Below are 12199 nucleotides of genomic sequence, written 5' to 3'. Positions count from 1 at the left end.
TGCTCTCGCACTAGTTTTAGGGATAAATATGCCAAATCAAGGCATATTTATCAGGTCGAGATGGGTAATGGTTGACTTTTTTTATTGCTAAAGTTTTGTTTTTATAGGTTTTTATTATTAAATTTTTACTTTCTAAAAGAAAAAATATTTTCAAGATATGAAAACAAAGCAATACCATCTCGAGTGAGCAAGGCGAATCGAGAGATCTCTTTTATTAAATTTGTATAGTAGTTTATTCTTCCCTTGTTTTATACTGCTTTTTTTTATTCCAAACTTTTTCTTTTTACTTACTAATCCAAGGAGATCCCTCCACTACTAAAACTCATTTACTACGTAAATTCTTCCGTGCTTATGAAAACTCATTTGCTACGCAAATTCCTCCGTGCTCTCGCACTAGCTTTCAGGATTTATAACCGAAATCAACGGTTATAAATCTGCACTAGTTTTAGGGATAAATATGCCAAATCAAGGCATATTTATCTGGTCGGGATGGGTTAGGGTGTCTTTATTTTAGTTGATAAAGTTTTTATTAATAATTTTTTTATAAGTTATATTTACAATTAAATAAGCGAAGTTAATACCATCTCGAGATTGTCGAGAGATCTCCTGATTTTATTTGGATGTTTGTTTTTTCTTTTCATTGTGATTTCTACGTTTTGTTTTATTTTCCTCAAATTTTTCAATGAGATCTCTCCATGCAGTCGCTTAGCTCACACTAAAACATATTTGCTACGCAAACTTCTTCGTGCTTATGAAAACTCATTTGCTACGCAAATTCCTCCGTGCTCTCGCACTAGTTTTAGGGATAAATATGCCAAATCAAGGCATATTTATCTAGTCGAGATGGGTTGTGAGTGTAGGTGTTTAATTTCTAAAGTTTAAAAATTCTATTTTGATAAGGAGGGTTGATTTCTAATATATAAAATACTAATATTTAAACAAAATAAACCTAGCTTTATTTAAGCTAGGCTATTTTTGTATTTTTAAATAATTTCCACTTATTTTATTATTGTTTTTATTAGTTTTACTATAACAAAGATAATCAAAATAAAGTCTATTATTAAAAATCCTATATAAAGATAGTTTGTGATTTTTACGTTTTTGCTTATTTCTGTAGTTTCGATTTTATTTGTTGCGACTTCTTCTTTTTCTTCTACTCTTTTTGCATTTATCAAAAGTCTGTGGGTGAAGGCTGGGTATGGGGTACAGGTTAAGATTGTTACTATATCTTCTCCTTCTACTACTCTTAATTTTTCCCAATCATATGGACTTATTGTTTCTTTTGAAAAAACTTCATATGTTAGGGTTTTTTCTCCTCTTTTTATATAAAACCTATCTCCTTCTACCAAATCATTTGCGTAGAGTAAAAATATATCTGTCCACCAACCTCTGTGTCCTGCCAAGACACTTCTAGTTGATTTTCCTCCTACGGGGATTGATGTTCCTGAAACTTGTCCTACTCCTTTTAGCATGTGATCATAGCTTGCATCTAAAAATATTGGTAAGTTTACGTTTATTTTTGGTATGACCAAGTAGGCAAATATATCGTCTTGATTTTCTAGTATATTTACTGAACCCAAATTTTTGCTTGTAAAGGGATCTACCATAGATATGTCGGATTTTTTTACTAACTCGTTATATTCTTTGGCTTTTTCTTCGACTTGATCAAATTTTTCGTCTTTTTTTTGGGCTTCTATAACTCTTTGAATCTTGTATTTATTTTCTATATTTGAGTAAATTCTTTTTGAAAATGGAAAGGCTAAGGTTATTAGTCCAAAAAGTATCAAAATGAAGCCTAAAATTTTAAATTTCTTTTTCTTGGATTTGCTTTTCAATTTTTAATACCTCCATTTTCATTATTTTTGAATTTCTTTTTTCTCTTATATATACCATTATTGTAAATAAAAGTATTGGCAATAGAACTAAAAACAATTGGAAAAAGTTTGGTTTTAGTCTTGGTGTATTTGCTGTTCCATCGTCTATGGCTTGGGTATAAGGAATCCTGTATCCTCTTACCAAAAGTCTGTGGGAATTTATCATATATGGTGTACAGGTCAAAAGGGTTGCGTAGTCTTTTTTTTCTACAACCAAAACCGGCTCAAAATTTGATGGTTCTACAACCTGAATTTTATCTACCTTATATGCCAAAGTTTCTTTAATATTGTGAATATAAAATATATCGCCTTCAACCATTTGATTTAGGTTTCTAAACAAAAGAGCATTTGGAAGTCCCCTGTGGGCGGTTATAACCGTATGGGTTGACTCGCCCCCAATTGGAAGGGAAGTTCCTTCCAAATGGCCCGCTCCTTTTTCCAAAACATCATCACTTGTTCCTGCATAAATCGGAAGATCGACCGCAATTTTTGGAATTTCTACATGACCCAACATTTCGTGAACTTCTAGCATTTTTGCATATTCTGCCCTGGCATCTTTTACTTTTTTATCATATGGATCTACAAGTTTTGATGGGTCAAGAGTCTGATTATAAATTCTTGCAAGCTCCATCCTTCTTTCTAATTCTTTTTTATCAATTTTTTCTTTTTCTTTATTAAAAACTACTATTTCATCATTAGCCTTAATTTCGTAAAATTTTTGGCTTATAAAAGGATAGGAAAAAATCAAAAATCCCACTAAAAATATTAGGATAAAAGGAAGATTTTTCTTTAGATTAGTCTTCTTTATCATTATTTTCACCTAATTTATCTAGTTTTTCTTTTATTTGATCAATTTTACTTGATGTTTTTTTGTTTTCTTTCCTCAATTTTCTAATTCTCCAAAGAAGGATAAGAATTATAATCAAGGCTAGGAAGAATAATATTCTAAATATCCAATTTGTTTTATTTTCTTTAATCAATTCTTCATCTACACTTTCTACATATTCTACCCTGTGACCTCTTACTAAAAGTCTGTGAGAATTTATCATAAAAGGTGTGCAAGTCAAAAGGGTTGCATAGTCGTGACCTGGTGCAATCATCAAATCTTCAAAATTGCTTGGTTCTATAACTTTTATTTGATCAACTTGATATGCCAAAGTCTTTTCAATATTATGAATATAAAATTTATCTCCGACTTCAAGTTCGTTCAAATTTGTAAATAAGGTTTTTTCTGGAAGACCCCTGTGGGCTGTTAAAACTGTGTGGGTATTGTTTCCACCGATTGGAAGAGATGTTCCTTCCAAATGGCCCACGCCTTTTTGCAAAACGTCTTCGCTTGTTCCTGCATAAATTGGCAAATCTTGGTTTATTTTTGGAATTTCTATATGACCAATCATTTCCTCAACTTCAAGCATCCTCGCATATTCTTTCCTACCTTCCTTATATCTTTTTTCAGTAAAAGGATCATTTGTAGGTCCGCCTGACAAAGAATCGTTGTAAGCTTTGGCAAGGCCCATTCTTCTTTGGATTTCTTCCTTATCAAGTTTTGATTTACCTTGGTTGAAGACTTCAACTTGGTTATTTGAATCAATTCTGTAGTAAAATCTTGATATTATTGGGTACAAAAGAACGATAATTCCAACCAAAAATATAAGTTTCCACAAAATATTAGATTTTTTTGATTTTTTCTTTTATTTTTCATTTTATCACCATAATTTAATATTTCTTACTAGAATTAATCTTACACCAAAAATACTTATAAATAAAGGATTTTTTATAAAAACGAAAAAATTATAAAAATTTTATGGACATTTTCTGGATTTTCCTTATCTATATATGAAAGGAGCGATAATATGAAACTAAAAATTAAATTTGAAGTAAACAATGGACAAGAGGTAAAAAAATTATCTAGAACTTTTTCAAACCTTGACAAGGCTCTTACAAACGAAGAGCTAAAAAACTTTGCCAGTGCATACATTGCCCTAAGCGAAGTTGAATCATACAGTTTTGAAAAAATAACAGAAGAGAAAATTAATTAATAGAAAGGAGAAAATATGCAAATTAAAACCCTAAAATTATCATTTAAAGATGCAAAAGGAAAAACAAAGATGGTAAGTATCGACCATCCAAAGGCAGATTTAAACGATCAAGTAGTAAAAGCACAAATGGAGGAAATGATAAATTCAAAAGTTCTCCAAACAAAAGAAGGAAAAGTAAGCACAATAAACAAGGCCTATATGGAAAGTGTATCAAGAGAAGATTTTAATATAGGATAAAGGAAAACCGGGGAAATCCCCGGTTTTTTTGTGTGATTTTTTAATATTTTTAATAGCTTCGTTTAGATTTTTCTTTTTAACTTAATTTTTCTATGAGATCTCTCGACTACGCTCGAGATGGGTTTGTGATATGCTTGATTTTTTTACTAAAGCTTATAATTATTTAATCTGCTTATTTTTTTTATTTTTTATTTTCATATTTGCTAACTTTAAAATTAATAAATAGAATATTAAATCTGTTTGGAGCTTTTTAATACATAAGTCAGCTACCCATCTCGAGCTTAGCCGAGAGATCTCTTGTAAATTTTACTTTCTTTTTTCTATGTGACTTTTAATATCAAGTTTTCACCTTAAATCTCATTTATTTTATTTTCCACCTTGCCAAAACCCTTTTAGCCTTATTTTTTCCTTTTTATTGGCTTTTATCTGATTAAACTTTTTTTAAAATTTTTACTAGAATTATGGTGTCGACAAATTTAAGCGATCGCAGTTAGGAAAATTTTATGAAGATATGTATAGAAAATTTGAATGCGATTATTGAAAAATACCAACCTCTTTTGATTTCTATGGCTAATAGGTTTCCGATTTTTGATAAAAATGAGGCTTATATTATGGCAAGGGATATGGTTTTTGATATTGTTTTGGATTTTGATTCTGAAAAGGGATCTTTTGGTGGATATTTGAAGTATAGGCTTTATTTTTATTTTTTGAATGAATGCAAAAAGGAAAGGGTAGATTCTTTGAATGATAGGGATATGAAGGGTGTTGAAATTATTGAAAAAATCGAAGATGATAGTTCTTTTGATAATGATTTTGTTAAAAGTATTGAAATTGAAGAACTTTTTAAGGCTATAAAAACTTTAAAAAAACAGGAAAGGGAAATTTTGTATTTAAAATATGACAAAAATTTGCCTCACAAGGAAATTGCCAGACTTTTAAATCTTTCTACAAAGTCTATTACTAATTATCATTACAATATTGTTAAAAAACTTAGAAAATATTTTGAAAATAATGATTTGATTTAGTCTTTTATTGACTTATTTTCTATTTTATTATACACTTAATGTCTAGAGAAGTCTTTCTTCTTTAAGGAAAGGAGGATTTATGGACAGGATTGTAGCAATTCTTCCTACTGAAATCAAAGGTTTTGGTATAGGATGTGAAATTTATACAAATTCGAAAGTTTACGTTGATAGGAGAACTTGCACTGTTTTTTTGAAACATATGGCTGGTAAAAGGTCAATTTCTATTAAGCTCATGCACAAAAATATGAGAGAAATTCTCAAAGTTTCTAGAAATTTGCCTTATTGTATTGATGCTTTTAATGTGTTTTTTCCTTTTAAAATCAACCAAACTGAAATTGACGATTTAAGGCGTGGTTTTGTAAATTGTTATTATGTGAAAAATATTGAAAATTCTACAATTATCCTCAAAAATGGGATGACTCTTTCAAGTCTTAACAGGGATAGGGCACTTAAAAACAATTTTAACAATGCTAGTAAGATTATGTATATGAAATTTGCCAGAGATTTGTCTAAAATGAGAAAGTCTGTGGACTTTTTTGATGAAATTGCTCTGTGATTTCTTTTAATTGAATCCTTTTGGAAATTGAATTAAAAATGCTCTTGTAGAAAATATTTCCTACAAGAGCATTTTTTTATTCTCCCATTGCTTCTTTATCTACGAAGAGATAGCAATTTGGGTGAAGTGATAGGAAGGATGCTGGGAAATCTGGGGAGATTTCTTTTCCTTCTATTAATTTTTTTACTACTTCTTTTTTATTTTTACCACTTGCAATTACTATTAATGTTTTTGCATTGAAGGCATCTGCCATTCCCATTGATATGGCGTATTTTGGAACGTCTTCTTTTTTTTCAAAAAATCTTGAGTTTGCTTCGATTGTTGCATCTGCAAGTTTTACTATTGAGGTTCTTTTGTTTAAAAATTCTCCTGGTTCGTTGAAGGCTATGTGTCCGTTTGGTCCAAGGCCTAGAACTTGTAGATCTCTTGTTCCAAAATCATCTAATAATTTATTGTATTCTTCTGCAAATTTTTCGTCATTTGTGTCTGCTTTTGGTAGGTGGGTATTTTCTTTTTTGATATTTACATGGTCAAATAAATTTTCGTTCATAAATGTTTGGTATGATTGGTCATCTTTTGGATCTATTCCTACATATTCATCTAAATTTATTGTTTTTGCCCAATGAAAGGAAATTTCTCCTTCTTTTTGAGCCTTGATTAGGTTTTTATATAAACCTATTGGTGATGAACCTGTTGCAAGTCCCAATTTTGATTGGGGTTTTTCTTGTAATATACTTATAAAAAGGTCAGCTGCTTTTTTTGATAATTCTTCGTATGAATCTGAAACTATTACTTTCATTTTTTCTCCTTTATCTTTTTATTAATACTAGTATTTTACTAGAATTTTATTTTTTTGAAAGATTTATAGAGTTTAATTTTTAAATGAATGGACTGGAGCTGGGATTCTTCCTCCCCTGTTTACAAATTTTTCTGCACTTGAATTATTTATTTCCATAATTGGTGCATAGCCCAAAAGTCCACCAAATTCTGCAAATTCTCCTTTTTTCTTGCCATAAACTGGTATAACCCTAACGGCTGTTGTTTTTTGATTTATAACTCCAATTGCTGCTTCATCTAAAATCATGGCAGAAATTGTTGATTCTGGTGTATCGCCAGGAATTGCAATCATATCAAGTCCAACCGAGCAAACTGAAGTCATGGCTTCAAGTTTATCAAAAGTTAAATGTCCAGCTTCTGCCGCTTTTATCATGCCTTCGTCTTCACTTACTGGGATAAATGCTCCAGAAAGTCCTCCGACTGATGATGAAGCCATAAGGCCTCCTTTTTTTACTGCATCATTTAGCATTGCAAGGGCAGCAGTTGTTCCGTGGCCTCCAACATTTTCAACTCCAATTTCTTCCAAAATTCTTCCAACACTATCGCCAATTGCAGGTGTTGGGGCAAGAGAAAGATCTAAAATTCCAAATTCTTTGCCAAGTCTTTTTGCAACATCACGTCCAATTAAATCACCCATTCTTGTGATTTTGAAGGCTGTTTTTTTGATTGTTTCATAAACTTCGTTGATTGGTTTTCCCCTATCTTTTTCAAGGGCAGATTTTACAACTCCAGGTCCTGAAACTCCAACGTTTATAACTGTATCGCCTTCACCTACTCCAAGGAAAGATCCTGCCATAAAAGGATTATCTTCAACTGCATTTGCAAAGGCAACAAATTTTGCACAACCGAGTGAGTCTTGGTCCTTGGTTAATTTTGCCAACTCTTTTATTTTTTCACCCAAAAGTTTTACAGCATCAAGGTTTATGCCTGACCTTGTTGAACCAACATTTACAGATGAACAAACATAATCAGTAGTAGCAAGAGCATGAGGAATAGAATTTATCAAAATTTTATCAGATTTTGTCATAGATTTATGAACTAGGGCAGAAAATCCTCCTATAAAATCTACGCCAACTTCCTTTGCAACCTTGTCCAAAACTTCTGCATAAGGTGTATAATCATCAATTTTTGAGCTTGCTGCAACAAGAGAAATTGGTGTTACAGAAATTCTATTATTGATTATAGGGACCCCATAAATTTCTTGGACAAGTTTTGTGGTTTTAATAAAATTTTCAGTTTCTTTCATCATCTTGTCATAAATTTTTTGGCAAGATTTTTTATAATCGCTATCAGCACAATCAAGAAGAGATATGCCCATGGTTATAGTTCTAATATCAAGGTGTTCTTGGTCGAGCATTTTTATGGTTTCAATAATTTGCTTTGTATCCATACTAAATCCTTGCCATCTTATCAAAAAGATCTTCATTTTGAAGTCTTAGTTCAAGACCGATTTCTTCACCCAATTTTGTAAGTTCATCTTTTATAGTTTCAAAAGATTCATTGGCATTAGTCAAATCAACGTTAATAATACCAACAAAATTTTTCTCCATTATAGTTTGATTAAAATCTAAAATATTCATGTTAAATTTATAAAGTAATTCGCTCACCTTATAAACTATTCCCGGTTTATCATTTCCAATTATTGTTAAAATAGCTTTCATATTATCTCCTTTTGTTTTCTTACAAATATTTTAGCACATTAGAGCAAATATTGAAATATTTTATAATTTTGAGCAAAAAAAATCCCGCAATAAGCAGGATTTTTTTTGAAAGATTCTAATTTTTATTTTTTATTTTTTTATTTCGTGTATATGTTTACTTATTAATAGTTAAAGTTTGCAACTTCAAAGAAGTCTTGTGGATGTTTACAAGCTGGACAAATCTTTGGAGCTTTTTTACCTTCGTAAAGGTATCCACAGTTTAGACATTTCCATGTAATTGTTTCTTCTTTTTCGAATACTTTACCAGCTTCGATATTGTCATGTAATTTTTGATATCTATCTCTGTGACCAGCTTCTACATGAGCAATGTGTTCCCAGCTTCTTGCGATTTCTTCAAATCCTTCTTCTCTTGCAACTTTTGCAAATGATGGATACATATCTTCAGCTTCTTCATTTTCTCCGCCGATTGCACCTTCAAGGTTTGTTAATGTATCATGATATACAACTGGAAAAGCTGTATAGTCTGGATTTAATTCAATTGCATCTAATTTGAATTCTTCTTTTAAATATTTGTAGAATACTTTTGCGTGTTCTTGTTCATTTCTTGCTGTTTCTTCAAATATTTCTTGAATTTGAACGTATCCTTCTTTTTTAGCAATTTTTGCTGCAATGTTGTATCTCATTGTTGCTTGAGATTCACCTGCAAAAGATGTAATTAAATTGCTAGCTGTTTTTGTTCCTTTTAATTCTGGCATATGTAAGTCCTTTCTGTTTTAATATGTTTCCGTAGTCATCTCTACAATTATTAGTATATACTATTTTTTTTATTTGTCAAGAATCATTCTAAAGTTTTAATCATTCTAAATAGTGATTTTTATTATCATTATCAATTTGTAAATGTTTTCTATTTAAATATCTTGTTTTATGTTAAAAATTTATTGAATTGTCTTATATAAGACTTGATTTTTTACTTTATTTATAAAATGCATTAGCAAAATAAATTTCCCATATTATTTTTTTTGGGTATAATTTATTCAAAGGAGGATTTGTAATGAAAATTAACTTTAATAATGTTGACTTATCAAATCTTGACTCTTATAAAGAAAAAAGTCTTGATGCTTTTTCTACTTTGATGAACAAAGATGGAGAAGGAAATGACTTTTTGGGTTGGATTGATAGGCCTAATAACCTAGACGTTGAAGAATATGAAAGAATTAAAAAAGCTAGCAAAAAAATCCAAAATAATTCTGATTGTTTAGTTACTATCGGAATTGGTGGATCTTATCTTGGTACAAAAGCTGTAGATTATGCTATGAAAGGATATTTTCCAAAAAATGATAAGACTGAATTAGTTTATGCTGGTCATCAAATTTCTGGGGAATATTTGCACGATCTTTTGGATTATCTAAAGGAAAAGGAATTTTCTATTAATGTAATTTCAAAATCTGGTACTACTACTGAACCTGCTATTGCCTTTAGATTTGTAAAAGAATTATTAGAAGAAAAATATGGAAAAGAAGAAGCTAGGGAAAGGATATTTGTTACAACTGATAGAAAAAAGGGAGCTTTAAAAGATTTGGCTACAAAGGAAGGCTATGAAACTTTTGTTGTTCCTGATGATATCGGGGGAAGATTTTCTGTAATTTCTGCAGTTGGTCTTTTGCCTTTATGTGTTGCTGGAATTGATATTGATGAATTTGTCCAAGGATTTAGAAATGGTATTGAAAATTATACTAAAGATTCTTTTGATGAAAACGTGGCAATTCAATATGCAGCTATTAGAAATATGTTAAATGAAAGTGGAAAAGATATTGAGGTTTTGGTAAATTATGAGCCAAAATTAAAATATGTTTCTGAATGGTGGAAGCAATTATTTGCTGAAAGTGAAGGAAAAGATGGTAAGGGAATTTTCCCAGTTTCTGTAAATAATACAACTGACCTTCACTCTGTTGGTCAAATGATTCAAGATGGTAAGAGAAATTTATTTGAAACTGTTATAAAGGTTGAAAATGCCTGTAAGGACCTTACTATTATGGAAGATGAGGAAAATCTTGATGGTTTGAATTATCTTGCTGGCAAAAAAATGTCCTTTGTCAATGAAAAGGCAATGGAGGGAACAATTATTGCCCACGTTAAGGGAAATGTTCCAAATATTTTATTAACACTTGATGATGTTTCTGCAAAAAGTTTGGGAGAATTATTCTATTTCTTTGAAATTGTTGTTGGTGTAAGTGGATACATGCAAGGTGTAAATCCTTTCAACCAACCTGGAGTTGAAGAATATAAATCTCAAATGTTTAAATTATTGGGTAAACCTGGATATTAAAATTAAATTTTTATAATATATATGTGTTTTACAAAAAAAGCTGTAGGGATGCTACAGCTTTTTATTTTTAATCATTATCTGAATATTTCAAAGCTCCACCTAAGATTCCATTTACAAAATCTCTAGATTCGTAGATTTTATAGTAGGTGAATTTTTTGTCCAATATTAATTTGGCTGTTGTGGTGAGCTTGTCTTGATTTTGATTTTCTAATTTTTTTACATATTCTTTGTGTATGTCTTCGTCTTTGTGTTCTAATTTATCGTAAATATCTACATAACAAATATTTGTCACATCAACAATTACTTCTAGACCGTCCTTGGTCTTTTTTTGATCTATTATGTCAATTTTTAAATTAGAAAAATTCGCCTTCAAAAATTCTTCTTGTTCTTTTTTATCTGTTGAATATGATTCTTTCAATACATCTTCTACCTTGACCAATTTGTCAAAGTACTTTTCTTGTTCTTCATAATCTAATTTTTGTATTGACTCAACTGCTTTGTTTATTGTCCTTTGTGGTGTATTTATAAATTTTTGATAGATTAGTAGAGGACTTAGAATTATTAGTACAATAAGAACAAGAGTAAAAATATTGATTTTCTTGCGCTTTTTCCTAGCAAGTGGTTTTTTTGATTTTTTTATTCTTTCGCCCCTATTTTCTTTTCTTTCTTGCCTTTGTATTTGATTTTTTTCAGCAAAACGCTCGCTTCTTTTTTTCCTTGCCATAATTTCCCCTAAATAATTTTATTTTAAACTGATATTATTATATAATCAAAGTGGTGATACTATGAAAAAACAAAAATTAATAATAGCAGATTTTTTAGCAATAATATTTACACTGATTATAATATATTTACCCTTATTTACTAATAAAGTAACCCTTACGAAATTTTATTTTGTATATTTGTGTGCATATTTTGCGGTAATTTTTTCAAATCAAAGGGATATAAAAGTTTTTTATTTTTTTATTCCCCTTATATCTTTAAGTCTTATACTTATTTTATTAAATAAAGTAGATATTTACAATATAAATATAGTAAAAGATAATTTTATTTCCATAATTTCTAAAAATTATTTACTTTTAATGGGAATTTTCCTTTTATATATAGGAGAAAGATTTTCAACAAAGGTTTTTGGTTCTTATTTTTCAATGGGTCTTGGGATTATTTGTCTAATCTTATATTTAGTAATCTACAATACAAAATATTTGCAAGAAATTGAAGAATACAAAAATTACCTGTTTTATATTTTTATTTATTTCTCCTTTGCAAGAATTTTGCCTGCAAAAGAAGTAAACAATTACCTTTACATAATCACGGTTTTAATATTTTTTATAGAAATTCTTGCTATAGACAAGTACAAAATATTTATCGGCTTTCACGTTTCTGTGATTTTGATAATTTATTTAATTTTAAAAACAAATATATATCCGGTAGAGTTTGAAAAATATTTTTTAAGCGGACTATTATACCTCTTTCCTTTTGTAAAAATAATTTTGGAGAATTTTTTAAAACTTTCAAGGCCAATTTTATATGTAGCAACAGGGCTTGTGGTGTTTTTCCTTGCAATAATATTTTTCCAAATAAGGCTAGGATTTTTGGATTATATATTTTTGGGCATCCATAAAGACAAAAAAAAGGGCTGAT

Annotated in this window: 14 protein-coding genes; 6 read left to right on the top strand and 8 right to left on the bottom strand. The window is 29.7% G+C overall.

What is annotated here, in order from left to right; translation table 11 throughout:
* Nucleotides 1-998: 998 nt before the first annotated feature.
* Genes L6653_RS06245 through L6653_RS06235 form a run of 3 tightly spaced genes read right to left on the bottom strand, consistent with a single transcriptional unit; the run spans nt 999 to nt 3520 of the window.
* Nucleotides 999-1835, bottom strand: a complete 837-nt coding sequence (locus L6653_RS06245) for a class C sortase (RefSeq protein WP_236786002.1) — start codon at nt 1833-1835, stop codon at nt 999-1001.
* Nucleotides 1804-2685: a class C sortase gene (locus L6653_RS06240; RefSeq protein ID WP_236786001.1), complete on the bottom strand. Its 882-nt coding sequence runs from the start codon at nt 2683-2685 to the stop codon at nt 1804-1806. Before L6653_RS06240 ends, L6653_RS06245 begins: the two co-directional genes overlap by 32 nt.
* Nucleotides 2669-3520: a class C sortase gene (locus L6653_RS06235; RefSeq protein ID WP_369806170.1), complete on the bottom strand. Its 852-nt coding sequence runs from the start codon at nt 3518-3520 to the stop codon at nt 2669-2671. Before L6653_RS06235 ends, L6653_RS06240 begins: the two co-directional genes overlap by 17 nt.
* A 207-nt stretch (nt 3521-3727) precedes the next feature.
* On the opposite strand from L6653_RS06235, the gene L6653_RS06230 reads away from it, so the two are divergent.
* The 4 genes from L6653_RS06230 (at nt 3728) to L6653_RS06215 (ending at nt 5731) form a co-directional block, all read left to right on the top strand.
* A complete protein-coding gene (locus L6653_RS06230; RefSeq protein ID WP_236786000.1) occupies nt 3728-3913 on the top strand; it encodes a DUF1659 domain-containing protein in 186 nt (61 codons plus the stop codon).
* 15 nt (nt 3914-3928) lie between these two features.
* Nucleotides 3929-4150, top strand: a complete 222-nt coding sequence (locus L6653_RS06225; protein ID WP_236785999.1) for a DUF2922 domain-containing protein — start codon at nt 3929-3931, stop codon at nt 4148-4150.
* Between the two features lie 503 nt (nt 4151-4653).
* Complete coding sequence (locus L6653_RS06220) at nt 4654-5175, top strand: sigma-70 family RNA polymerase sigma factor (protein WP_236785998.1); 522 nt, start codon at nt 4654-4656, stop codon at nt 5173-5175.
* Between the two features lie 79 nt (nt 5176-5254).
* Complete coding sequence (locus L6653_RS06215; RefSeq protein WP_236785997.1) at nt 5255-5731, top strand: hypothetical protein; 477 nt, start codon at nt 5255-5257, stop codon at nt 5729-5731.
* A gap of 76 nt (nt 5732-5807) precedes the next feature.
* On the opposite strand, the gene nagB is transcribed toward L6653_RS06215, so the two are convergent.
* The 4 genes from nagB to rbr form a co-directional block, all read right to left on the bottom strand.
* Complete coding sequence (nagB, locus tag L6653_RS06210) at nt 5808-6530, bottom strand: glucosamine-6-phosphate deaminase (RefSeq protein ID WP_236785996.1); 723 nt, start codon at nt 6528-6530, stop codon at nt 5808-5810.
* Nucleotides 6531-6602: 72 nt separating this feature from the next.
* Nucleotides 6603-7958: a PFL family protein gene (locus tag L6653_RS06205; RefSeq protein WP_236785995.1), complete on the bottom strand. Its 1356-nt coding sequence runs from the start codon at nt 7956-7958 to the stop codon at nt 6603-6605.
* Nucleotide 7959: 1 nt separating this feature from the next.
* Nucleotides 7960-8229, bottom strand: a complete 270-nt coding sequence (locus L6653_RS06200; RefSeq protein ID WP_236785994.1) for an ACT domain-containing protein — start codon at nt 8227-8229, stop codon at nt 7960-7962.
* Nucleotides 8230-8390: 161 nt separating this feature from the next.
* Complete coding sequence (rbr, locus tag L6653_RS06195; protein ID WP_236785993.1) at nt 8391-8984, bottom strand: rubrerythrin; 594 nt, start codon at nt 8982-8984, stop codon at nt 8391-8393.
* Between the two features lie 296 nt (nt 8985-9280).
* Here rbr and L6653_RS06190 point away from each other — a divergent pair, with 296 nt between their 5' ends.
* Nucleotides 9281-10555 carry a glucose-6-phosphate isomerase gene (locus L6653_RS06190; RefSeq protein ID WP_236785992.1) on the top strand — a complete coding sequence of 425 codons (1275 nt, stop codon included), beginning with the start codon at nt 9281-9283 and terminating at the stop codon, nt 10553-10555.
* Nucleotides 10556-10622: 67 nt separating this feature from the next.
* On the opposite strand, the gene L6653_RS06185 is transcribed toward L6653_RS06190, so the two are convergent.
* Nucleotides 10623-11279 (bottom strand): hypothetical protein, encoded by a 657-nt coding sequence (locus L6653_RS06185; RefSeq protein ID WP_236785991.1) that lies wholly within the window; start codon nt 11277-11279, stop codon nt 10623-10625.
* A 61-nt stretch (nt 11280-11340) separates the two neighbouring features.
* Between L6653_RS06185 and L6653_RS06180 the strand changes: the two genes are divergently transcribed.
* A complete protein-coding gene (locus tag L6653_RS06180; RefSeq protein WP_236785990.1) occupies nt 11341-12198 on the top strand; it encodes a hypothetical protein in 858 nt (285 codons plus the stop codon).
* The last annotated feature ends 1 nt before the right edge of the window (nt 12199 follow it).

The organism is Anaerococcus ihuae (assembly GCF_928368155.1).
Taxonomy (GTDB): domain Bacteria; phylum Bacillota; class Clostridia; order Tissierellales; family Peptoniphilaceae; genus Anaerococcus; species Anaerococcus ihuae.
Note: the sequence above shows the minus strand (reverse complement) of the source record. Positions and strands in the feature narration are given on the sequence as shown.

Excerpts from the sequence above, each read along its gene's own strand:
- L6653_RS06240 (WP_236786001.1), bottom strand. The coding sequence starts at position 2,685 with ATGATAAAGAAGACTAATCTAAAGAAAAATCTTCCTTTTATCCTAATA.
- L6653_RS06230 (WP_236786000.1), top strand. The coding sequence starts at position 3,728 with ATGAAACTAAAAATTAAATTTGAAGTAAACAATGGACAAGAGGTAAAA.
- L6653_RS06225 (WP_236785999.1), top strand. The coding sequence starts at position 3,929 with ATGCAAATTAAAACCCTAAAATTATCATTTAAAGATGCAAAAGGAAAA.
- L6653_RS06220 (WP_236785998.1), top strand. The coding sequence starts at position 4,654 with ATGAAGATATGTATAGAAAATTTGAATGCGATTATTGAAAAATACCAA.
- L6653_RS06215 (WP_236785997.1), top strand. The coding sequence starts at position 5,255 with ATGGACAGGATTGTAGCAATTCTTCCTACTGAAATCAAAGGTTTTGGT.
- nagB (WP_236785996.1), bottom strand. The coding sequence starts at position 6,530 with ATGAAAGTAATAGTTTCAGATTCATACGAAGAATTATCAAAAAAAGCA.
- L6653_RS06205 (WP_236785995.1), bottom strand. The coding sequence starts at position 7,958 with ATGGATACAAAGCAAATTATTGAAACCATAAAAATGCTCGACCAAGAA.
- L6653_RS06200 (WP_236785994.1), bottom strand. The coding sequence starts at position 8,229 with ATGAAAGCTATTTTAACAATAATTGGAAATGATAAACCGGGAATAGTT.
- rbr (WP_236785993.1), bottom strand. The coding sequence starts at position 8,984 with ATGCCAGAATTAAAAGGAACAAAAACAGCTAGCAATTTAATTACATCT.
- L6653_RS06190 (WP_236785992.1), top strand. The coding sequence starts at position 9,281 with ATGAAAATTAACTTTAATAATGTTGACTTATCAAATCTTGACTCTTAT.
- L6653_RS06185 (WP_236785991.1), bottom strand. The coding sequence starts at position 11,279 with ATGGCAAGGAAAAAAAGAAGCGAGCGTTTTGCTGAAAAAAATCAAATA.
- L6653_RS06180 (WP_236785990.1), top strand. The coding sequence starts at position 11,341 with ATGAAAAAACAAAAATTAATAATAGCAGATTTTTTAGCAATAATATTT.